Origin of the sequence: Micromonospora sp. NBC_00898 (genome assembly GCF_045207895.1) — a bacterium.
Lineage (GTDB): Bacteria > Actinomycetota > Actinomycetes > Mycobacteriales > Micromonosporaceae > Micromonospora.
Genome location: NZ_CP108775.1, coordinates 3872714 through 3894417 on the forward strand (window position 1 = coordinate 3872714; position 21704 = coordinate 3894417).

The 21704-nt window shown below is 68.6% G+C and carries 23 protein-coding genes and 1 tRNA gene; 9 read left to right on the top strand and 15 right to left on the bottom strand.

What is annotated here, in order from left to right; all coding sequences use genetic code 11:
- Positions 1–2: 2 nt before the first annotated feature.
- The 6 genes from OG799_RS18915 to OG799_RS18940 form a co-directional block, all read right to left on the bottom strand.
- Complete coding sequence (locus tag OG799_RS18915; RefSeq protein ID WP_406036504.1) at positions 3–3005, bottom strand: AAA family ATPase; 3003 nt, start codon at positions 3003–3005, stop codon at positions 3–5.
- The gene (locus OG799_RS18920; protein ID WP_406036505.1) at positions 3002–4258 is read right to left on the bottom strand and encodes an exonuclease SbcCD subunit D; all 1257 of its coding nucleotides are present in this window, start codon (positions 4256–4258) and stop codon (positions 3002–3004) included. Before OG799_RS18920 ends, OG799_RS18915 begins: the two co-directional genes overlap by 4 nt.
- Positions 4259–4353: 95 nt before the next feature.
- The gene (locus OG799_RS18925) at positions 4354–5670 is read right to left on the bottom strand and encodes an AAA family ATPase (RefSeq protein WP_406036506.1); all 1317 of its coding nucleotides are present in this window, start codon (positions 5668–5670) and stop codon (positions 4354–4356) included.
- On the bottom strand, positions 5667–7157 hold the full coding sequence (locus OG799_RS18930) for a hypothetical protein (RefSeq protein ID WP_406036507.1): 1491 nt from the start codon (positions 7155–7157) through the stop codon (positions 5667–5669). Before OG799_RS18930 ends, OG799_RS18925 begins: the two co-directional genes overlap by 4 nt.
- Positions 7154–8266: a hypothetical protein gene (locus tag OG799_RS18935; RefSeq protein ID WP_406036508.1), complete on the bottom strand. Its 1113-nt coding sequence runs from the start codon at positions 8264–8266 to the stop codon at positions 7154–7156. Before OG799_RS18935 ends, OG799_RS18930 begins: the two co-directional genes overlap by 4 nt.
- Positions 8267–8303: 37 nt before the next feature.
- Positions 8304–9110, bottom strand: a complete 807-nt coding sequence (locus OG799_RS18940; protein ID WP_406036509.1) for a hypothetical protein — start codon at positions 9108–9110, stop codon at positions 8304–8306.
- A 231-nt stretch (positions 9111–9341) separates the two neighbouring features.
- Here OG799_RS18940 and OG799_RS18945 point away from each other — a divergent pair.
- A protein-coding gene (locus tag OG799_RS18945) for an IS5 family transposase (RefSeq protein WP_406046327.1) occupies positions 9342–10219 on the top strand; the annotation gives its coding sequence in 2 pieces (ribosomal slippage) (positions 9342–9717 and positions 9717–10219; 879 coding nt in all).
- Positions 10220–10371: 152 nt separating this feature from the next.
- Here OG799_RS18945 and OG799_RS18950 read toward each other — a convergent pair.
- From OG799_RS18950 to amcA, 3 genes are all read right to left on the bottom strand, one after another.
- On the bottom strand, positions 10372–10530 hold the full coding sequence (locus tag OG799_RS18950; RefSeq protein WP_406036510.1) for a hypothetical protein: 159 nt from the start codon (positions 10528–10530) through the stop codon (positions 10372–10374).
- A 709-nt stretch (positions 10531–11239) separates the two neighbouring features.
- Positions 11240–11581, bottom strand: coding sequence for a hypothetical protein (locus OG799_RS18955; RefSeq protein WP_406036511.1), 342 nt, complete (start codon positions 11579–11581; stop codon positions 11240–11242).
- On the bottom strand, positions 11578–11745 hold the full coding sequence (amcA, locus tag OG799_RS18960; RefSeq protein WP_406036512.1) for a multiple cyclophane-containing RiPP AmcA: 168 nt from the start codon (positions 11743–11745) through the stop codon (positions 11578–11580). Before amcA ends, OG799_RS18955 begins: the two co-directional genes overlap by 4 nt.
- A 383-nt stretch (positions 11746–12128) precedes the next feature.
- Here amcA and OG799_RS18965 point away from each other — a divergent pair, with 383 nt between their 5' ends.
- Positions 12129–13319, top strand: a complete 1191-nt coding sequence (locus OG799_RS18965; protein ID WP_406036513.1) for a helix-turn-helix domain-containing protein — start codon at positions 12129–12131, stop codon at positions 13317–13319.
- Between the two features lie 10 nt (positions 13320–13329).
- Complete coding sequence (locus OG799_RS18970) at positions 13330–14073, top strand: 5-formyltetrahydrofolate cyclo-ligase (protein ID WP_406036514.1); 744 nt, start codon at positions 13330–13332, stop codon at positions 14071–14073.
- 319 nt (positions 14074–14392) lie between these two features.
- On the opposite strand, the gene OG799_RS18975 is transcribed toward OG799_RS18970, so the two are convergent.
- Together OG799_RS18975 and OG799_RS18980 are read right to left on the bottom strand one after the other, a co-directional pair.
- Positions 14393–14464: transfer RNA gene (locus tag OG799_RS18975), tRNA-Val, on the bottom strand.
- Between the two features lie 51 nt (positions 14465–14515).
- Positions 14516–15058 (bottom strand): TIGR02611 family protein, encoded by a 543-nt coding sequence (locus tag OG799_RS18980; RefSeq protein ID WP_406036515.1) that lies wholly within the window; start codon positions 15056–15058, stop codon positions 14516–14518.
- A gap of 294 nt (positions 15059–15352) precedes the next feature.
- Here OG799_RS18980 and OG799_RS18985 point away from each other — a divergent pair, with 294 nt between their 5' ends.
- Positions 15353–15784: an SsgA family sporulation/cell division regulator gene (locus OG799_RS18985; RefSeq protein WP_007457244.1), complete on the top strand. Its 432-nt coding sequence runs from the start codon at positions 15353–15355 to the stop codon at positions 15782–15784.
- Positions 15785–15868: 84 nt separating this feature from the next.
- On the opposite strand, the gene OG799_RS18990 is transcribed toward OG799_RS18985, so the two are convergent.
- Positions 15869–16645 carry a glucose 1-dehydrogenase gene (locus tag OG799_RS18990; protein ID WP_406036516.1) on the bottom strand — a complete coding sequence of 259 codons (777 nt, stop codon included), beginning with the start codon at positions 16643–16645 and terminating at the stop codon, positions 15869–15871.
- A 158-nt stretch (positions 16646–16803) separates the two neighbouring features.
- Between OG799_RS18990 and OG799_RS18995 the strand changes: the two genes are divergently transcribed.
- Positions 16804–17718 carry a helix-turn-helix transcriptional regulator gene (locus OG799_RS18995; protein WP_406036517.1) on the top strand — a complete coding sequence of 305 codons (915 nt, stop codon included), beginning with the start codon at positions 16804–16806 and terminating at the stop codon, positions 17716–17718.
- Positions 17719–17725: 7 nt separating this feature from the next.
- A complete protein-coding gene (locus tag OG799_RS19000) occupies positions 17726–18181 on the top strand; it encodes an RrF2 family transcriptional regulator (protein WP_406036518.1) in 456 nt (151 codons plus the stop codon).
- A gap of 87 nt (positions 18182–18268) precedes the next feature.
- On the opposite strand, the gene OG799_RS19005 is transcribed toward OG799_RS19000, so the two are convergent.
- A complete protein-coding gene (locus OG799_RS19005; protein WP_406036519.1) occupies positions 18269–18640 on the bottom strand; it encodes a flavin reductase family protein in 372 nt (123 codons plus the stop codon).
- 295 nt (positions 18641–18935) lie between these two features.
- On the opposite strand from OG799_RS19005, the gene OG799_RS19010 reads away from it, so the two are divergent.
- Positions 18936–19115: a DUF4236 domain-containing protein gene (locus tag OG799_RS19010; protein ID WP_089010394.1), complete on the top strand. Its 180-nt coding sequence runs from the start codon at positions 18936–18938 to the stop codon at positions 19113–19115.
- Between the two features lie 134 nt (positions 19116–19249).
- The gene (locus OG799_RS19015) at positions 19250–19753 is read left to right on the top strand and encodes a potassium channel family protein (protein WP_406036520.1); all 504 of its coding nucleotides are present in this window, start codon (positions 19250–19252) and stop codon (positions 19751–19753) included.
- Here the strand turns inward: OG799_RS19015 and OG799_RS19020 are convergent.
- Together OG799_RS19020 and OG799_RS19025 are read right to left on the bottom strand one after the other, a co-directional pair.
- Complete coding sequence (locus OG799_RS19020) at positions 19728–20615, bottom strand: hypothetical protein (RefSeq protein WP_406036521.1); 888 nt, start codon at positions 20613–20615, stop codon at positions 19728–19730. The two genes, OG799_RS19015 and OG799_RS19020, sit on opposite strands and share 26 nt — an antisense overlap.
- Before the next feature lie 24 nt (positions 20616–20639).
- The gene (locus tag OG799_RS19025) at positions 20640–21161 is read right to left on the bottom strand and encodes a VOC family protein (RefSeq protein WP_406036522.1); all 522 of its coding nucleotides are present in this window, start codon (positions 21159–21161) and stop codon (positions 20640–20642) included.
- Positions 21162–21211: 50 nt separating this feature from the next.
- On the opposite strand from OG799_RS19025, the gene OG799_RS19030 reads away from it, so the two are divergent.
- The gene (locus OG799_RS19030; protein WP_406036523.1) at positions 21212–21673 is read left to right on the top strand and encodes a MarR family winged helix-turn-helix transcriptional regulator; all 462 of its coding nucleotides are present in this window, start codon (positions 21212–21214) and stop codon (positions 21671–21673) included.
- Positions 21674–21704 lie beyond the last annotated feature (31 nt).

Consider the following 21704-nt stretch of genomic DNA (forward strand, 5'->3'; position numbering starts at 1 on the left):
AGCTATTCGAGTAGTCCCCGGCCAAGATCATCATTGATGACCCTTTCCTTTTCTTCTGCGTCGGCCCAGTGCGTGCGGCTGGTGGTCAGAGTCCTCTCGACGACCAGTACGTGTTCGGCGCTCTCGGCGATGGAGCGCATGTGGCTGATCACGGTGACGAGCCGGCCGGTGGTGCTGTGCCCGGTCAGCGCGGTGAGGGCGTCGCGCAGACTTGTGGTGTCGAGGGTGCCGAAGCCTTCGTCGAGGAAGAGTGCCTCGATGTGGCCGGTGGCGTTGCTGGCCAGTTCGACGACGGCCAGCGCCAGGGCGAGGCTGGCGAGGAACGTTTCGCCGCCAGACAGAGTCTTGACGTCTCGCTCGGCAGTGGTGTCGAGATCGAGGATCCGGAAGTCGGGTGCGAACCTGTAGTGGCCGCTGGAGATGGTGAACAGGATGTCGCTGGCCTGATAGAGCAGTGCTTGGACGCGTCGGCTCACGGCTTCCGCGACGAACTTGCTTTCGGCCAGAGCCGCACAGAGCTGCTCGAGCGCGTTGACGGTGCTGTTCGCGGTGTCGATGCGTTCCTGCAGCGATGTCACGACGGGCAGTTCGGCCTCGGCCCGCTCGATCTGGCCTTGAAGATTCTGCACCGCGCCGTGAGCGGCGAGGTACTGCTGCTCGAGGTCTTTCTCGTCGGCAGCGCCGGCCGTCCGACAGCTCAATGCGATGGCATCGCCGGCACCCTGCTCGGCCTGCTGGTAGTCGCTGATTGTGGCAGCGCAGACGTCGAACGTCGTTTGTGTGTAGGCGAGAAGGTCAGCGGCCCACTGTGCCTGCGTGGCCAGGTCGGTGTCCGCGGCAGGGATGGGAGCGGGCCTGTCGAGCCCGACGGCCGCGGTGGCGTCGGCTACTCGTTGCGCCAGCGTCATCAGCTTCTCGCGCAATTCGACGGCCGGTTTGGTGATCGTCTTTGTGTAGGCCTTCTCTAATGCCGTGCTTCGCTCGCGTAGACCTGTGAGGGCCTCGACGGTGGCGGCTTGTCTAGCGGTGAGCTGCTGAAGATGATGTTGATGGGCTTCGGCCGCAGTCTTCTGCCGCTGAACCTCCCCGATGTCTACGGGGGCGGCGAGAGCGAAGCGCTGGGGTAAGCCGCTGGCCGCCTCATCGATCGCCTGCCCGACAGCGAGATGTTCGCGTTGTTGCTCCTGGAGTTCGGCGACGCGCGTGGCATGAGCCTGCGAGCGAATATCGAACTCGGCTTTGGCGCTGGTTGCGACCCGGTGGGTGTCGTCACGATCCTTTGCAGTACGCCTGACGTCGTTATCGGCTGCGGCAGCGCTGTCTGTGACCCGTTTGAGGATCTGCTCATCGGTTCCTACTAGATCGGCGTCCGCGACCGCTTCCTGCAGGTCGCGCAGTGCGGCAGCGAGCAGGTTCTTCGTTTCGGCGACGCTGCGCCGGGCGGCGGGTAGGTCGTCGTCTTGCAGTGTTTTCACCTGAGCGGCCGCGACGGCAGCAGCCCGACCCGTCTTCTCCGCGTGGACCCGGGCGTTCTTGTGGCTGATGTCGGCGGCGGTGAGGTCGGGCGCGGCGGGCGGGGTGAAGTCAGCAGGCAGAGGGCGATCGCAGATGAGGCATGCCATGCCGGGTTCGAGTTCCGCGGCCGAGTGCGCGGCGGCGTTCGCCTTTCGCAGCGCGTCGTGCGCGTGCTCGTTCTGCTCGCGTTCTCCCTCGGCCCGATCCGCGATGCCCTTCGCGTCGCTGGCCTTGCCCTGAGCGGCACCGAGGGCTTCTTCGAGCCTGGAGAACTCATCGTGTGCCTTCTGCAGGTCGGCAGCCGTCTGCCGCCAGATCCTGAGCTTTTCGACCGCTACGTCTTTGCGCGCTCGTGCCCGTGCGAGCGCCGCTTCTGCATCTGTGAGGGTCTTGTCGGCGGCGATGACGCTCGGCTCGAGGTCGGCAACCGTCTGCTTCAGTTGCTGCAGTTTGGTCTTCTCGCCAGCCAGCTCCCCGGAGGTCTTCGCCAGGTGCCGAGCTCGCCTGTGCTGCTGGGGAATCTGTTCGCCGAGGTAGGCCAGGGTGCTGATTGTTGCGGCGGTGCCAGAGACAGTGCCGCCGTCCTGCTCGGCATGGGCCACCTGCTCGCGAAGCAAGTCCTGCTCGATTCGCAGCTGGCCGGCCAGTTGGTTGATGTCGTTGCGCTGGACGTCCAGTGTGTGGGAGTGCACCGCCAGAGTGCGCAGCTGGTCTGCTGCACCGGCGGGGATCGCGGCCGACAAGGCGTCTTTCACTACGGCCAGCTTGCCCGCCTCGGTCGCGGCTTGCCGCTGGCTGGCACGGGAGCCGACGATGGCGGTCCGGGCTTCCTCGAGCTGCTGCAGGTGTTTTAGGCGCTCACGGTGCAGATCAGAGGCGGTGGCCAGCGCCGCTGCTGGGTCGTCGAGGAACCGTCTGCGGTGCAGCCGGTATTCGGTGAGCCGGTCATTGAGCCGCAACTGCAGCTTCTTGGCGTGATCGCGGACCTGACCCAGTTGCTCGAGGCCGAGAACGGAGTCGAGAACCTGGGCACGCCCGCGGCCGTTCATCTGCAGCAGTTCCTGGAAGCGCCCCTGTGGCAGCACCACGGCACGGAGGAATGTATCGCAGTCGAGTCCGACGGTCCGCCGGATCTCGGCGTTGACCTGCCTCGCCCCGGTCGTCAGGACACCAGTGTCAAGGCAGGTCAGCCGGTGTACCGACGTCGGGGTGTGCTGGCTGGCCGAGCGTGATACCCGCCATCGGCGTTTGCCGACGGTGAAGGTGAACTCGACGGAGATGGTGCCGTCGCCGCCGTCGGCGATCAACGGGGAAATGGAGCTCGCGTAGGTGCACCGGTTGTATAGGGCGTAGCAGATCGCTTCCAGGATCGTCGACTTGCCGGCTCCGGTGTCGCCCACGACCGCGATGAAGTTCTTGCCGGTGAAGTCGATGGTCTCTTGGTGGGTGTAGGAGCTCAGGCCGGCGAAGGTCAGCGTTTCCGGTCTCATGCTGCGCCTCCGATGGTGGTGCTGGCTGCCGGCAGGGCGAAGGCGCTTTCGGGGTCGTCCGCGAGCAGCTGTTCTTGCGGCAGTTCGGGTGGGTCGGCTTCGCCGGCGTAGGGCAGCAAAGTGGTGAACAGCTGAAGAACCTGGTCTGCGGGGGCGCCGGTGACTCCGCGGGTGGCGAGGTATTCGCCGAACATTGTCGTGGTGTCGACGTCAGCGGCGGCCGTGACAGGGGTGAGCAGTTCAAGCCGGCGGTCGGCAGCGTTCGGCGTCACCTTGGCGAACGTGGCGTCCGGCAACAGGTCGCGGACTTTTCCGGCCAGGTTGTCGACGTGGGTTTCGCTGTCGACAGTCACCAGGCAGATGTCTGTGGTCACCTCCGCGGCGATGGCCCGGATCTCGTCGAGCGTTCCGGTGACGTAGCGCAGCCGCCTGCCCCGGGTCAACGGGATCTGTTGCACGACCGCGGGCTGTCCGGGTTGCAGCGTCGCGACGACGATGCTCTTGTCCTCGCCTTCTTCACCAAAGTCGAGCTGCAGCGGGGAGCCGGCGTAGTTTCCGGTTATACGAGTGGTCGGCAGAGATTGCGGTTTGTGGATGTGACCGAACGCCGCGTAGTTCACCGACGGCACTTGCTGTGGGTCGGTGGCGTACTGGTCACTCGTGTGGGTCTCGGTCTTCGACAGGGCGGCGCCGGTGACGTACTGATGCGCGGCGAACACGCTGACATCACGCGACCCGTCGAACCCGGACGCGAGCTCACCCATGAGTTGCTCTTGCAGGCCGGTGATGTGCTCGGCGTAGGTGATGCGCCGCTGCCCGGGGTCGTCGAAGACGTCGACGATCCGATTGGCGCTGATGAACGGCAGGGCAGCGACATGGATCGTGTGCTCGCCGACCGGGAACCGCAGAACCTCACCAGCACCGTCGTCACTGTTGGTGACGAAATGGATTGGCGCGGACCGGTTAAGCATCTCGTGCAGCCAGTTCAGGTACGCGCCCGAGTCGTGATTGCCGCAGACGATCACGACGGGGGCGACCTCGGCGAGATCATGCAGAGTGCGGGTGGCCAGCCGCAGCGCGTGCAGCGGTGGCCGCTGCTGGTCGAACAGGTCACCGCTGTTGATAATTAAGTCGGGACGTGCAGCGGCAGCGATCTCGGCGATCTCGGCGAGGACCGCTTCGTGGTCTTTCGCCCGGGAGTGACCGTAGGTGGTCCGTCCGAGGTGCCAGTCGGAGGTATGCAGGACTTTCACGTTCGACCTCTTCGTCGTCGGTGGCGGAGGTGTGGAAGGGCTGGGGCCGTCACGCTCGGACCGGGGACCAATCGTCAGTTGGTCCTGAGGTGGGCTCAGGGCGCCGGGATCACGTGGGTGCTGAGATGTTCGAGCAGAGCGTGGTTGGCTTCCCAGCCGTTCGGGAAGCGCGGTGCGGTGTTGAACGGAACGGGATCGGCGGACGGATGAGCGTCCAACAGTTCCTCGATGCCGTCGCGGGCGACGACGATGCAGGCGTGCCGGTGCCGGGAGGTGAGCACGCACAGCCGCCCCGACTCGAGATGGAAAGCAGTGGCGTCGCGCCGCCCGGACAATGGGTGCAGGACGATCACAAGGTCGTATTCGCTGCCCTGCAGCCGATTGGCGGTGTCGACGCGGATGCTCGGGTAGGCGGTACCGGCCAGTTCGGTCTTGATGGCGGCCATCTGGTCCCGGTGCGCCACACCGATTGCTACCCGCTCTGGTGTGAGCCTGGTTCCGTCCGGGTCCCGTTCGTCGCGCACCATCGTGCCGCGCTGCAACGAACGCACCGCCAGCTCGACGACCGCGGCGACGGCTTGAGCGTCGGTGCGGACCGTGTTGCGTCGCTCCAGCTGGTAGTAGGCCCAGCCGTTGGCTGCGGCATACTCGATCGCTCGATCGACGGGATTGTTGCCGATGCTGCGGGTGGGTATCCACATCTCCCGCAGGGCTTGCTCAGGCGCGGACGCGAACGGTGCGAACGGGTAGAAGGCATTCGATACCGGGGTTGCGGCGTGCGGGGCGAGACGCCACGAGTGCGGTAGCTGGCGTTCCGGAATGCCCGGGTTGTTGGCGAGCATGGCCGCCACGGCGCTCTGCAGCGGATTCCAGGTCAGGCCTGTCCACCGTTCGACGTTGACGACCGAGAACGGGTCGAGTTGTCCGGGGTCGCCGACGAACGCGGCACGCTCGAACATCGGGGCCAGTCGCAGCAGGGTGTCCGATCGCATCTGGTAGGCCTCGTCGATGATCGCGAACGGCCCGCGTTCAGTTATGACGGGGTCGAGCCATTTGGCTGCGGTGGCGACCACGATGGGTGTCTCACGCAGGTCAGGGAATCTGTTCGCTATCAGAACGTTGGGTCGGGCCAGTGAGGCAGGTACCTGGTAGCCGTGGGCGGTGTACCGGCCGACCGTGATGTCGGGTGACCAGGCGGCGATCTTGGTGACCAGGTCGTCGACTTGCGAGTTGGTTTGCGCGACGACGCGCACCTGTTCGCCGTGTCGGGCCAGTTCGCGGGACATGTATGTGACGGCGGTGCTCTTCCCGGCGCCCGGGGGCGAGTTGAGCACCACACCTGGCTGCGGCCCGTCCGTCAGGAGACGCAGAACGTCGACGACCGCTGTGGGCGGAACATAGTTGTCGGTCACGACCATGGCTCCTGAGCGTCTTGCTCGGTGGGCATGTAGGGTTCCGGCGGGCCGCCGTGAGTCCACGGGGTGTCCTCTTTGTTCGGCAGCGTCGGCGGCCGCCGGTAGTCGTCGTTGAGGCGGCTGTAGCAGACGGTGTCGCCCAGGGCGGGGACGGTGCCTGGCTGTGGTTCGCGGCCGCGGCCCATCCCCTCACGCAGTTCCAGCTCGACTATCACCGTGCCGGCGTCACGTGTCGACGAGACGACCGTCGCCTTCTGTTCGAGCAGGTCGGGCCGGCGCAGGCCGGTCTCGCCCACGGTGAGGCTGACTGCGTCGGTAGTCGCCACGCTGATCAGCGGCCGCAGGCTCCTGCCGACGCGCCGGTTGGCCTCGGCGGCCACAACGGTTCCGACGAACGCGTCACCGACCATCCGTGCCTCAGCCATCACCATCTCATCGTCAAAGGCTCGCTCCGCGTCGTACTGCTGTTGGGCCCGCTCCAACCAGTACAGGCGCCGGGCCGCGTACACCGCCGAGTCGCGTTTGGGCTGGGCTCCGGGGCTGGTCGCGATCCACTCGGCGGTGCGAGTGAATGCGTCCAAGTCACGTTCCCAGCGCACACCGACATGGGCTCCGATCGGAAGTGACGGATCGCGCAGCAGTGCGATCGCCTGCCACATCCGTTCCCAAGTGCCTGCAAGCTGCTTCTGCAGTTCTTTACGGATTTTGACCTCAGCGATCCGTGAAGCTGCCGGACTGGATGCCTCGTGATAGGCGGCGAGAAGCGGCTCGAGGATGCCGTTGTCGAACGACGGGTCCGTGGCGGGGCCGGCCGGCGGCACCTCCAGCGGATCCTCGCTGGCACGTGCTGCGGCCCGCCCGGTCATCCCCGGCGGCGGGGAAATCCACCCGAGAACCGCAGCGAGATGTTGGTCTTCTGTATCGCTCTGCCCGGTTGCCCAGTGCAGGGCCAACGCGTCGGTCGCCGCGACGAGCATGCAGGAGCCGGCGTATTCAGCACGGTCAGCCAGAAAGGTCAGCCACTTGCCCATGGAGGGGATGTTGGGCGGCACCGCCCACTCTCCGGTGATCGCCCGAAAGCGGGTTGATCGGCCGAGGACTCGCATGAACTCGATCCCGGCACGGTTGGGTACCCAGACCTGCGGCGCGTCCGCGCAGCGGTACTGCACCCCGGACGCGCCGGCACGGAGTGGAAGGCGCCGGTTCGTTCGCGGTCCGATATACCCGGTGAAAATCCTGGCTAGTTGATGCGCGAAAGCCATCTGCTGATCGCGGTTGCGTGGCTGAGCCACCGTCAACAACTCGTATCGCTCCCGGCTCGTGCCCATCATGACAGCGAGCGGGGCGTGTGACTCGCCCGCCATTGCGAGCGGCACGAAAACCAGCGGCTCACTGCTGATATGCAGGTGCCGGACGGTCGTCAGGCGCTGCGCCACCGACTGATCAACAGCATGCGCGCGGGCCAGGGACGTCAGCAGGCTCACCCGGCACTTCCCAGCAGCTCATCTCGATACCGTTGTGCCCGCCGCAACAACTCAGCCTGTTCCGCCTGACCCGGGCCCGGTCGACCGCCACGTGCCAAAGCGACGACCTCCCCGATCGTGTCCAGCGCCAATTCCTCGCGGACATGACGGCCGAGCACCGCGGTCGAGTCGTCCTCCTCGAAACGGCAGAAACGACCCATCTCACAGGTGTCCAAACACGAGGGCGCGTAGCGCGCCGGCACCCACCGCAGTCCCGCCGTCAGTTCCTCGGCCGAGCGCGAACCGGCCGGGCCACGCAGATCGAACGTCAACCCTGCAGGAAGATTCGATACGATCGTGTCGAGGTCATGCATCCGGGCCAACATCCGCCGCACTGCGGCGACCTGATTGCGTACGTTGACCAGGGTCGCGAACGGCTTGTTCGTGAAGTTCTGCGGGCACACCAGAACGGCCTGATCCGCTACCAAATCCTCACCGAACCCGTGGGAACAAAGCAGTTCCCGCAGCGCGTGGACGTAGACCGCGGCCTGCAACTCGGCCCCCTCCACCGCGGCCGGCGGCGCCTGGCCGTCGATCACCGAGAACGACTTGACCTCGACGATGTAGAACTTCCCACCCGACTTGACGGCGACGAGATCCGGTTCGAGGAAAACGTCGTAACCCGCGACCGTGATCTTCAGATACGGGTGGTCAAACAGGGTACCACCGGCTTGCCCCGAGCGGGCCACAGCAGTCAGCCGCTGCACCGTGTGCCGGTACCGGGCCATCTTGCCCTCGTTACCGCCGACCGACTTCAAGTCGTCGTGCTCGACTTCCGGGATCGACAGCCCGATGTCCTCGCGCAGCAGCTTCAGCAGCTGCGCAGCACCGCCCGCCTTCACCTGCGCCTCGAACTGGGCGCCCCGAGCCAACACCATCCGCGACGGCTTCGCATACATGGGGTGCTTAATCGCCCGGGCCAATGCCTCCTTGTCAATACCGGCGGCATCAAGCAGATTCCGCCGGTCGCACCCCGGGTTCTCGACAATCGCCGAGATCCCCCGGGCGTCGATACTCTGTGGATCACTAGACCCCCGCAGCACGTCGAGACGCGCCGTCAGACTCTTCACGTGCTCTTCCTTCGCGTCGGAAGTACGGACTTAAGAATTAGGTGTCGCTCGCTGCCTGCGGCGCCATCTTCAGATCAGCGCCGAAAAGCTGATGACGATCGTCGAGCTGGTCCACAGCGCGCCGGGCTGCCGCTTCGCGGTGCGACAGATCAGCGTCGAGGTGTACGTCCAACTCGGCCTGTGCCGCACGCCGTACGGCGTCCGGCCTCATGCTGGCAAAAGAAGGAGCACCGCCAGGAACGTTGGCGGCGAACTGCCAAAGCAAACGCCGGGCGGGCAGAGTCGCCCAGTCCGGGTGAGCAAGGTGTTCAGCGATACGGATCGCTGAGGTCAAGAAGTGAACCCTGGGGCTTAACGGTCCGACTACGCGGGTCGCCAGCGGCCATGTCGACACGGCCAACAGACCACGAGCCGGCGAAAAACGGTCCGCCGTCAATGCTGCGCACACGTAGTACGGTCGTGCCCACGGTGCCGTTTTGAAGGATCTCTCCTCATCCCGGCGAAGACTCGTCAGCTGCTGCCCGTTCAAAGACCCAGCAAAGACAGCCTGATGCAGGGCGACAATCAGTTTCGGCGCCGCCGGAACGCTTAAGAAGGTCAAGGCCTGGTAGACCTGGTCACGGATCGGCACCAGCGGGCCAGCGTCCTGTGGTTCGGTACGCGATGGCGATGGCGGCTCCTCCGGCTCGATCGCCAGAAGGGCCTCGTCCCACTGCGCCTCCGCTTGGCGAAGCTCGGAACGCTGGCGCCGCGCTTCGTCCCGGCCGCCAGCCACCAGGGCACGACGCACAGCTGTGCGCAGTTCGTCAATACGAGCCTCGAGATCGTCGAGTGATTCGGCCACGAAGAGCAGCGTAAGCCATACCGGCCGTTCCAGCAAGTTCCAGTTTTATCCAGGGAGAAACTTGACTAAAGCGCAGCGCTAGGACCTGGGCCGACTAGGCCGTGTGTCGAAGTCGGCGGTGGTGGCGAAGAGATTCCGGCGCGTCGGTGATCGATAAGTAGCGAGGTCTCCGGTAGATGGTTCATCGACGAAGAAGACCATCAGCACGGAGACCTCGTGGCCACTGTAGCGGTGACGAGGCGGCATGACTTGACTGACGCGCAGTGGGCGGCGCTGGAGCCGCTGCTACCTGTGGGGCGTCGGCCAGGTCGGCCGCCGACATGGACGAAGCGGCAGCTCATTGATGGGATCCGGTGGCGGACCCGGGTCGGCGCCCCGTGGCGGGACGTACCGGAGTGTTACGGGTCCTGGGCGGCGGCGTACGCGGTGTTCCGCCGCTGGCAGCGCGACGGGACCTGGGCGAAGATCTTGACCTGGTTGCAGGCGGTGGCCGACGCGGCCGGGCGTGTCACGTGGGACGTGTCGGTGGACTCGTCGGTCGCCCGGGCGCATCAGCACGCCGCCGGGGCGCGTAAAAGGGGGATCTGCAGGTCGAACCGCCGGGCGGGGTGACAGTCGAGCCGGCCGATCATGCGCTCGGGCGGTCGCGGGGTGGGCTGACGACGAAGCTGCACCTGGCCTGCGAGCAGGGGCAGAAGCCGTTGTCGATCGTGCTGACCGCCGGGCAGCGTGGGGACAGTCCCCAGTTCGTCGCGGTGCTCGACGGCATCCGGGTGCCCCGCCTGGGCAGCGGCCGGCCGCGGACCCGCCCAGACCGGGTCCTGGCCGACAAGGCGTACACGTCCCGAGCCAACCGCCGCTACCTGCGCAGACGCGGAATCGCCGCGACTATTCCGTCCAAGGCCGATCAGGACGCCAACCGGCGTAAACGGGGCTCCAAGGGCGGCCGGCCACCCGCCTTCGACCCCGAGCGGTACCAGCAGCGTCACGCCGTGGAATGCGGCATCAACCGGCTCAAGCGCAACCCCGCCGTGGCCACCCGATTCGACAAGCTCGCCGTCCGCTACGAAGCCACCGTGCACATCGCCGCGATCAACGAGTGGCTGTGACCGACTTCGACACAGGCTCTAGCGGCCTGACGAGGGCGGTCCCCAGTCTTCGGCGTGGGTGAGGCCGAGGGCTGACAGCGCGCCGGCCACCGCCGTCCGGTGTTCGGCGGCCAGCGTCGGCGCACTGTCGGTGATGGTGACCGGGTATGCCGTCAGCGGGCGGTGCCGGAGTAGGCGACGGTCAGCTCACCTTCGCCTCGCCCCGCGGTGAGGTCGAGGTGGGCCAGGTGCAGGGCGTAGGACGGCACCTGGGTGGTGGCGCAGCCGTCGAACGGCGAGCGGACGGCGAGCGGACGGCGAGGCACCACCACGGCGCCTGACCTGAGCCAGCCCTCGAAGCCCGGGAGGGATGCCGTCGACGCGCGCTCCTGCCGGCCGGTGGCTCCCGGTCCGGGGGAGCGGGCGGCACACCATGATCTTGCGTGATGTGCGCGGTGTGTGCTCTCCAGCGGATGCCAACGGGGGGTCAACCGGTGCCAACGCGAGCCACTGCGGCCGACCGCCGGTCGCAAACCGGGGTTCGTGTGCTCGGGGTGTGGTCCTGGGCAGGGAGAACAGGCTTACGGGTGACGTGGCTGAACGCCGCCCACTCCCTGCCACCCCAGGTGAACCCCCAGGTCGCTAGACTAGGCCCTCGCGCCCTCGTTAGCTCAGGGGATAGAGCAACGGTTTCCTAAGTGTGTCGCAGGGTCAAGTCAGCCGAGATCGAGCCGGTGCAACGCGAGCGCCACGAACCCGCGCACCGACCATTCTCAGCCGGCCGGGGCTCGACGCTGGGATACGGCCGCAGGTCGCCGTGGAAACGATGCCGTGAGGTTCAGGGCCGTCTGGATCATGCGCATTAGAGGGTCCCCTGCCCGACCCGAGAACACTCATGAAGCCCGGAACCTGCGGGTCGGGCAGGCAGCAGTAGGCGCGGTCGAGGTTCCAAGAACTAATCGGCTGCGCGAACAGCTTGTGGAATGCCGCAGGCGATCGCCGGCCGGCCAATCGCGTTGATACAGCCGATGCCGCTGAAGGTCACGTTTCCTCGATTTCGATGGCTCTGGTCGTGGTCACACCGTAAGAGTTGGTATGGCGGGCGGGCCAGCCGAGGAACCGGTCGAACATGCCAGCGGCGGTGCCGGTCTCAGCGGGGTTGAGCCGGTGCAGATCGTCGATCGCGTCGTGCAGGCATCCGGCCAGGTAGAGGAACAGGCTCACCGGGGTGTCCTGGTACTCGGCGAGGAGAGCGAGTTTCGCCGCTCCGCAGGGCCACGGCTGCCCGCACCGGCGGCACAGCCACAGTGGGCGCACCGGCAGATGCTCCACGGACTCCCGCGCGATCGGGCGCCCCAAGACGCGGCGCTGCTCCCCGGTCATCGGCGATCGCTTTCTCGGGCCTGCTGCTCGAAGAGCCGACGCCACACGTGGGTGAGCAACGGCGGATCAGGGGGCTGCGCCTGTTGCCGCGCGGGAACGTGCGCAAGGGTTTCAGGCCGCCAGGACTGATCGACCCTCGCGTTACGCGAGACATACACCGTCATGCCGCCACCCCCTTCCAAGCCGGTGAGCGGTGGGCTCGCCGGGGGAAAGGCGAACCCACCGCCGCACCACAGCGGCCCGAAGCAGGCCGCCGGTCACCCACCCACGCAGCCCTCGTGGCAGTACGCAGATGGGGCATCACCCACGAGCGAGCGGGAGTGCCATGCGGCGGTAGCAACCCATGCTCGAGGTTGTCCTCGGCAGCTGTCTCAGTCCGATCTAGCTCTTCGGAGCTCACCTCGCACCCCCGCTCGGTAGGTCGGGCTTGACCGCCGCCGCGTCTTCACCCAATCGCAGAGGGCATGCGGTTCCCAGGGCGGCAATGACGCAGAACTGACGCATCCTCATTGCGCGACACGGCGTGAGCTGGATGAATGGATCCGTGATGGTCAGCGGCGGAGGAGGGCGGCACGCGGGCAAGCGTCGGCATCGGCTGGCCGAGCGCCGCAAGGCGATCGGCTTGAGCCAGGAACGCCTTGCCGAAGTTCTTGGCGTCGACCGCTCCACCATTGTGCGGTGGGAACGGGCAGAAACTGATCCACAGCCGTGGCATCGACCGCGTTTGGCTGCGGCTCTCAAACTGTCGGTCGAGGAGCTGGCCGACTTGTTGGTCGAGGTCGACCAGCCACCGTCGCCGCCCAACGAGCGTCTCAACTATGTGCTCCGGCACCCCCGCCGCGTCGACCTGGTCACCGTTGCGTACCTACGGGAGCGTGTGCAGCACCTCGACGAGCGCTACGACCGGACACCTTCGACGCTTCTGCTCGCCGAGGCGGGACAGCTACACGGCCAGGCAACCTTCCTCCGCCAGCACGCCAGCGACGGCTTGGTTCAGCGTGAACTGGCCGCAGCCGTCGCCGAGTCCGCCACGCTGATGGGTCAGCTCGTGTGGGACGCCTCCCAGCGCCACGACCACGCCGCCAGCGCCGCATACTTCGACCAGGCGATCAGGGCCGCGCAGGAAACCCGCGACGCGGTCACTGAGTCCAACGCGTTGCTCCGCAAGAGCTATCTCGCTCTATACGGCACCAAGCAGCCGACCGCTGGCGTTGCATTGACCGCGCGCGCCGCCGCCGTAAGCCGCAACGACAGCCACGTGATCGCGGGCCTCGCCCAACTGCACCGCGCCGAGGCGCACGCGATGCTCGGCCAGGCCCGGGACTGCTTCGATGCCCTTGGTGCCGCTGAAGATCACTTCGCCTCGGTAGATCGTCGGGATCCGGCCGCTGCCCTTTTCTGTCCCAGCCATCACGCGCGAGTCGCGGGCTCTTGCTGGCTGTCTCTGAGCAAGCCGGCCGACGCCATTACAGCCTTGGAGAAGGCCCGACAACTCATCGCCGCACGCCGCAAGTCGACCGCCGTCGTCCTCGGCAATCTCGCCCTTGCCAGCATCCTTCATCGTGACGTCGACGCCGCCACGTCCTACCTGCACCAGACCATCGAGGTCATCGAGCGAACCCGCGCAGGGGGTGGGCTCAACCTCGCTTTCGCCGCGGCCCGCCAACTGCGTCCCTGGCGCAACCAGCCCTCGGTCCAGGACGTCAACGACCGACTGCTCACCCTCATGACCCCATAGGAGCAGCAGCGTGACCAGCATCGACCACGCCAAGCAGTCCGTTCGGCGACGCGTCTGGGACCTCCTTGAACGCGAAGGCGCCGCGCCCACCGGCGTTCACGGTCACATCCCCGACTTCACCGGCAAAGAAGACGCCGCAGCCCGACTCGCCGCGTTGGACGTCTGGAAGCAGGCACGGGTCATCAAGTGCAACCCCGACCGGGCCCAACTACCCGTGCGAGTACGCGCTCTCCAAGAGGGCAAGCTGCTCTACATGGCGGTCCCGCGACTCGCCACACCGAAGCCCTTCTACCTGCTCGACCCGACCGTTCTAACCGCTCCGTTCGAGGCTGCCGCCACCAGCACCGGCGCACCGGACATCGCCCCCACAGTCGGCCCCGACGACATGCGCCCGGTGGACCTGATCGTCTGCGGCAGCGTCGCCGTCAGCCGGCCGGACGGCGTACGAGTCGGCAAGGGCGCCGGCTACTCCGACCTGGAGATCGCACTCCTCGCCGAGGCCGGACTCGTCACCGAGGGCACCGCCATCGCCACCACCATCCACCAGATCCAACTCCTCGACGAGGAACTACCCCACGCCAGCCACGACTTCAACGTCGATCTCGCGATCACCCCCACCGAGGTGCTCACCTGCACGACCAATCGAAATCGACCGGCAGGCATCACCGGGAGAGGCCTCCGTCAAGATCAGCTAGACAGCATCCCTATTCTGCGCGGCACAAGGTGGCAAGACGCCCGGCACAACCGGCAGTAGGGCCGGTCGGAACGAGCGGTCCCAGGCACCAACGCTGGCTTGGTCATCGGAACCCGTAAGTCGAGCAGTCGGCTGGTCGAACTCCAGTTGCTGCCGGTCGCAGGAGATGCGATCAAACCGGTCGCGTGTGGAGTTTGCCAACCGACGGATCCGAGGCAGGACATCCGGGTGAACGCACGCCGAGGGCCATGGGGAGGCCAGCCCAACCCAAGGGCGGGAGCGCCGTGCTCCCAATCTGCTCCCAATTTAAGGGGTAAAGCGGCGGAAGCTCGTTACCGGCAGTTCCGGTGACGGGCTCCTTACCTGCAAATATTTACGGTGGGCGATACTGGGATCGAACCAGTGACCTCTTCGGTGTGAACGAAGCGCTCTCCCGCTGAGCTAATCGCCCTCAGCGCCGATGACTCTACCCGATCGTGAAGCCAGACCAAAAACCAGGTCGTCAGTGCGTCGCGAGGTAGTGCAGCGCCCGCGCCACCAGGTCGATTCCGAGGCTGTACTTGAGCGATAGCCACACCACCACCGACACGAAGACCAGCCCGACGGCGCCGAGCGCGAGCCGCACCGGCAGTGTTCGGCTGGTTACCCAACGCGTCCAGGCCTGTACGTGGCGTCGGGTGAAGCCGAGCAGCCGCCGAGCCCAGTGGAACTCGACGGCCCAGATGCCCAGCCCGGCGATCACCAGCAGCCAGCCGGGGCCGGGCAGCGGGATCAGCGCGATGCCGACGGTGACGACGATGGCGCCCGCGACGGCGATGAAGATCTTGAGGGCGACCCGGCCGGTGGGGTTGGCGCGGATCAGGTCGAGGGTGGTGTGCACCCGTCCCCGCCAGCCGCCGCGACGGCGCGGCGCGACGGCGACGTCGGGGCCGCCGGCAGAGCCGCGGGGGGTGTCGTCGGACCGCTCCGTCGCCACCGCGTACCCCCGCCTTTCGGCTGCTCGGGCCGCTCCTTTCGGTGGGTCGGCCGTGGTCGTCGGATCCATAGAGGAACCCCTCGCGACCATTTCCACCCCCAGTGTCGCCCGGGACCGTCACCCCCGCAGAGGACTGGACGTTACCGGAGTAAGTCGACGACTGAACCACCCGATGCCGGGCGGCACCACGGTCTGGGCGGAACGGGCAATCCTACAAGAATTTTCACATTCTGGCAGGCTTCCCGACCCTCTTCCCACCACTGGGTGAAGTCAGCGTATGGCGGAGCGTAGCCAGGAGCAGCACCTGAGTATGGGAAAAGCGGGACACGCGCGTTCCGCAGCGGTGCCGGGGGGAGAACGTCCATGAGTGTCATCCGACCGACGACCGTAGAGGTCGAGACGTCGCTAAGGCTCGTCGCGCCTGACGCCACCGCATTGCCGGTGCGTGCCAGTCTGCGTTACGACCCTGCTGACCCGTATGCGGTCCATGTCCTGTTCCACGCCGAATCCGCCGGCGGCGAGGCGGTGAGCTGGTCGTTCGCGCGCGAACTGCTGGTCACCGGGCTCGACGAGCCGGCCGGCATCGGCGACGTCCGAGTGTGGCCATGGGCCACGCCGCGCGGCGACTTCGTCGCGCTCGCGCTGTCGTCCCCGGACGGCAACGCCCTCTTCGAGGTCCCGCGCAGCGTGCTCGTGCGCTTCCTGCGCCGAACCTACGTCGTCGTCCCGCGCGGCCGCGAGGCCGAGCACCTGGACGTCGACACGGCGGTGAACCGGCTGCTCGCCGGCCGCTGACACGACACACCGGGGCCGCGCGGATCTGCCGAGTCCGCGCGGCTCCGGCCACCACCGATCGGGTACGCCGTGGGCGTGCCCGATTCAGCCGTGCGTGGTGATCCCGCCGTCTACGGGGATCACCGCGCCGGTCAGGTAGGCCCCGGCGCGGGAAGACAGGTAGATCGCGGTGCCCGCCATGTCCTCGGGACGCCCGATCCGGCCGAGTGGCACCTGCTGCTCGATCGCCGCCCGGGACGCCGGGTCGTCCAGCGCGAAGGCCATCATCTTGCTCTCGAACGGTCCAGGCGCGATCGCGTTGACGGTGATCCGCTCGCCGGCCAACTGGTGGGCGAGGCTGCGGGTGAGCATGTGCACTGCCGCCTTGGTGGCCGAGTAGGCGTACACCTCCATGAACGGCACCCGGAGGCCGTCGATCGACCCGATGTTGATCACGCGGGCCGGGTCTTCGGCGCTGGCTGCCGCGCGCAGCGCCGGCAGCAGCGCGGTGGTGAGCCGGAAGACGGCCTTGACGTTGACCGCCCAGAGCTTGTCGAACGCGGCCTCCGGATACTCCTCCAGCGGCGCGCCCCAGGTCGCGCCGGCGTTGTTGACCAGCACGTCGAGCCGGTCGGTGCGCTCCCGCACCGCGGCGGCCAGCCCCTGCGCGCCCTCGTCGTGGCTCAGGTCCGCCGGGATCGCCTCGCAGTGCCCCTCGGCGGCGAACTCCTTGGCCACCCGCTCGCAGACGTCGGCCTTGCGGGAGGAGATGATGACCCTCGCGCCAGCCTGCACGAAGCCCCGGGCGATCATCAACCCGATCCCCCGTGAGCCGCCGGTGACCAGGACCGTCTTGCCTTCGACCGAGAACAGATCCGTCATGACCATCCCATCGCGAGTCGGCGGGGCCGCGGGGTGGCCCGCCGACCCAGGCGCTACCGATCGGTAACCTAGTCGGCCCGCGACTGCGGCGACAAGCCCGCGCCCGCCGTCCCGGCCTCGAGATGCAAGCTGGGCAGGAGACCGTTAACGTCGGGACGATGGTCACTCCCGGTCAGCTCTCCCCGGCCACCCGTACCGACCTGTCCCCCGCGCCGGGGGACGCCGACGAGATCACCACCGGCGCGCTCGGCGACCTGAGCGCCGAGCCCGGCTGGCGCCGCCCGGTGCTGCTCGACGCCGACCTGCTCATCCTGGTCACCGGCGGACACGGTAGCGCCGAACTGGACTTCCGGGCGCTGCCCTGCCGACCCGGCACCCTGGTGCGGGCCCGCCCCGGCCAGGTGCTGCGCTGCCTCGGCGCGCACCTGGACGCGACCGTGGTGCGCTGGGGCGGCGGGACGCTGCGCGGGCTGGACATCGACCCGGACGCGGTGCCGACGTACCGGCAGCTCGCCGGTGAGGACGAGGACGCGGTGATCAGCGAGGTCACCCAGCTGGCGGTGGACGCGGAACGGCACCGGGGGGTGCCCGCCGCGCGGGCCCTGCTCCGGCACCAGCTCGCCGTGCTGCTGCTGCGGCTGACCCTGCTCGGCAGCCCGGAGGAACGGCCGGTGTCCCGCCCCGAGTCGGCGACCTTCCACCGGCTCTGCCGGGAGGTCGAACGCGGCTACCAGCACACCCGCCGGGTCGAGGACTACGCCGCACAGCTCGGCTGCTCGGTGCGGACCCTCACCCGGGCCTGCCTGGCGGTGACCGGCCGCAGCGCCAAGCAGGTCATCGACGAGCGGGTGGCGTTGCAGGCCAGCCGACTGCTCGCCGCCACCGACGAGCCGATCGCCCGGATCGGCCGCCGGCTCGGCTTCCCCGAGCCGACCAACTTCGGCCGGTTCTTCACCCGCGAGATCGGGGTCAGCCCGGGGGCCTTCCGGGCCGCCCGGGAACAGCCCCTACCTGTCCGGATGGTGCGCCCCCGCCCGCCCGCCGACGCGCCGATGCCCAACGGCCGGGCATGATGGCAGGGTGCAGATCTCCGCGCGCGGCGACTACGCGGTCCGGGCGGCCCTGAGCCTGGCCACCGCGTACCCCGCCCTGCTGTCCACCCAGGCCATCGCCGCCGAGCAGGACATGCCCCGCAAGTTCCTCGAGGCCATCCTGGCCGATCTGCGCCGGGCCGGGATCGTCCGGGCCCAGCGCGGCGCCGAGGGCGGCTACGCCCTCGCCCGTCCGCCCCGGGACGTCACCATCGGGCAGATCCTCCGCGCCGTCGACGGCCCGCTGGCCGGCGTGCGCGGGCTGCGTCCGGAGGAGACGCAGTACGCGGGCGCGGCCGAGAACCTGCCCCGGCTCTGGGTGGCCGTCCGCGCCGCCGTCCGTCAGGTCGTCGATGAGGTGAGCCTGGCCGAGATGGCCAGCGGGAAGCTGCCCGGGCACGTCCGCAAGCTGATCGCCCGCCCCGACGCCTGGGAGCCCCGCTGACCGCCGGCGCGGGTGATTCATTCGCGACATCAGCTCCGTAGCGACCGCACCGGCACTACGGCCGCCCTCCAGCCCGGCGCGGCGCGGTCACCAGGGCGACGGCCACGGGCCGAACGTGTTGGTGTGGTCGCCCGGATGGTGCACGAGCGCGTCGGCGTCCGCCACGCCGCCGAGCGCGAGGGGTTCGGCTAGCACGGTGGTCTGGTCGCCGGCCTCGATCCGGCGGACCACCCGGCAGAGCAGCACGGCCGGGGCATCGTCGATCAGCGGCACCCCGAACGGCCCCCGGCTCCAGCCCTCGCCCGGTGGCAGCGCCAGCAGGTGCCGGTCCGCGGCCACGCCGGGAACGGTGACCACGGTGACCGTGGACGCCTGCCGGTGCAGCAGCGCGCGGAACAGGTCCCGGTCGACCGGGCGCAGCTCGACGGCGCCGACCCCTGGCCGGTCCACCGTGGTCACGGCGTCACCAGCTCACGGACAGTGAGGAAGAGGTCGTCCCGCTGCCACATGACCTCATGCTGCCGGCCGCTCTCCGACTCGGTCAACGCGCTTCCACATCGTGGGATATGCGTCGCCTCCTTTCTTGCAACTCGTCCTACACCAGCAGCTACCAATCCCTAATACCTACCTGGTTGATAGAGATTTTCCATGCGTCGAGGGCACCGTCCAGTGCGGATCCGACCGGGTTTCGCGAAACGCGGTTTCGGGCATGTTCGATGCCGCAGAGGCACGGAGACGACGAGAGGAGCCCGTGATGGGCATTCAGTTCCGCAAGCGTCAGAAGTACGGCCCGCTGGTGCTCAACTTCACCGAGAACGGCTACTCCTCGTGGAGCATCAAGATCGGTCGCTGGTCCTGGAACTCGAAGTCCCGCGCCCACCGCGTGGACCTGCCGGGGCCGCTCTCCTGGAAGCAGGACAAGTCCCGGGCGTGACGTCCCGAGGTCGAGCGGGGTGCCGGTGGTTCACCGGCACCCCGCTCGGCGTTGCGGCCCCCGGCTCGCACCCTTCCCGTGCCGGCTGTGGCGTTCCGGCCGGCCGGCACCCGGCCGCGGCGGAGAATCGCGGCATGGCGGACGGGGCGTACCGGCGGGAGCGACGGCGGGTGCTGGCGGCCTGCGTGCTGCTGTTCCTCGCGTTCTTCCTGGTGCCGCTGGAAGCCGACCCGAACGAGCTGCGACTGGCCCTGCGGTCGGCCGGCACCCTGCTCCTCGTCGTCGCCGTCGCGCTGCTGGTCACCGGCCAGGTACGCCGACAGCTCGCCGCGCCGTCCGGCGGCGCGGAGACCCGCTCGCTGATCCGCCTCGTCGTCGCCCTGGTTGCCGGTCTGCTGGTCTTCGCGCTCGCCGACTACGTCGTGGCGAACAGCCGACCCGGCCAGTTCGTCGGCCTGGACACCCGGCTCGACGCGCTCTATTTCGCGCTCACCACGCTCACCACCGTCGGCTACGGCGACGTGCACGCCCAGGGGCAGATCGCCCGGATCCTGGTCTGCGTGCAGATGGTGTTCAGCATCGGGGTGATCGCCACCGGCGCGTCCATCGTGGTCAAGCAGTTGACCCAGCGACGCTGACCAGCACCTCGCCGCCGAGCCGGCCGTGCTCCGGGTCGCGGGTGACCGCGCCCGAGGCGAGCAGCGAGGTCAGGGCCCGGTTCGCGTCGGCGGCCCGGTAGACCGTCGAGGTCACCGTGAAGCGACGCAGCTCGGTCACCGTACGCGGGCCGCGGGCCAGCTCGGCCAGCAGCTCGCGGCGCAGCGGGCCGGGCTCCGGGTCGAGGCTGATGTCCAGCAGCCGCCCGGCCGGGTCGGCCGGGTCGCGGTAGCGCACCCCGGCGTACTCGTCGACCGCCCAGAGCGCGTCCTTCACCGCCTCCAGGACGCGGTCGGAGCCGGTCGCGTAGGCGAACGACCGGGCCGGGGCGCCGTCGGCGGGAACGAGGTCGACCTCGGTGACCAGCGGGAAGCCGGCCGCCGTCAGCGCCGCGCGCGGCGACCGGCCGGCGTCGGTGACCAGCAGCAGCTCGGCCGGCTTGCCGCTGGCGGCGGCGGCCAGCAGGGCCGGCGTCGGCTCGGCCCCGTCGACGACGGTGAGCAGCGGCGCGCCGGCCGCACCGGCGGCCTTCAGCGCCACCGGCAGCCGGTCCGGGTGGCCGGGCACCACGTGCACCGCGACGTCCGCGGGCAGCGTCGCCTCGACCGGGCCGAGCCGGGCCGGCAGGTCGGGGGCGTCGGTGAGCACCAGTACGGTCAGCCGCCGGCCGCGCAGCCGGTCGGCGAACTCGGCCACCACCCGCAGCGCCGCGTCCGCGCCGCCGGCGTCGCCGCCCGCGTACGCGAGGGCGAGGGTGGCCCGCCGGGAGCGGTGCAACGCTCCCGGGAGCCAGTGGTCGAGCTGCCGGACGAGCAGCTCGCGCAGGACGGCGTCGGTGGACATGCTGCCGTTCTACCGTACGGCCGCTCAGGCCGGAATGGAGATGCCCACCCCGCCGCGGGTCTGGCCGCCGTAGCGCCGCCGCTCCTTGTCGATGTCGAGCCGGCCGATCCGCTTGCGGGCGGCGAGGGCGTCGTCGTCGAGCAGGTCGGCGGGGATGATCCAGACGATCTCGAATTCGAGGCCGTCCGGGTCCTGCCCGTAGAGGCTCTTGGTGGTGCCGTGGTCGGAGGTGCCGACCAGGGCGCCGGCGGCGGCCAGCCGCTCGGCGGTGGCGGCCAGCTCGTCCAGGGTGTCCAGCTCCCAGGCGAGGTGGTAGAGGCCGACGGTGGCCCGGCCGGCCTGCGAGCGGCCGGCCGCCGCGCCGATCTCGAACAGGCCGAGGTCGTGGTCGTTGGTGGAGTCGGGCGCCTGGAGGAAGGCCGCGCCGCGGAACCCGTCCGGGGTCATCGCCACCGGACGGAAGCCCAGCACGTCGCGGTAGAAGGCGACGCTGCGCTCGAGGTTGCTGACGTAGAGGACCGCGTGGTTGAGCCGGTGGATTCCCATGGCCTCCACGGTAGCGTGGTTTAGTTGAGCGTTCAACCAGTATGGCTATGATGGGTGTCATGACCCGGTGGCTGGACCCCGACGAGCAGCGGACCTGGCGTGCATTCCTGACCGCCTCCCGGGCGCTGATGGACACCCTCGACCGCGAGCTGCAACGCGACGCGGGCATGCCGCACGCCTACTACGAGATCCTGGTCCGGCTCTCCGAGACCCCGGACCGGCGGCTGCGGATGAGCGACCTCGCCGAGGCCACCGGCTCCTCCCGCAGCCGGCTCTCACACGCCGCCGCCCGACTGGAGGCGGCCGGCTGGATCCGCCGCGAGGAGTGCCCGACCGACCGGCGGGGACAGGTCGCCGTCCTCACCGACGCCGGCTTCGCCGCCCTCGCCGCCGCCGCCCCCGGCCACGTCGAGGGCGTGCGCCGGCACCTGTTCGACGCGTTGAGCCCGGCCCAGGTCAACCAGCTCCGGCGGATCAGCGAGACCCTGGCCGACCACCTGACCGGTTCCTGACCGATCAACGCCCCCTCAGGGGTTGTACTTA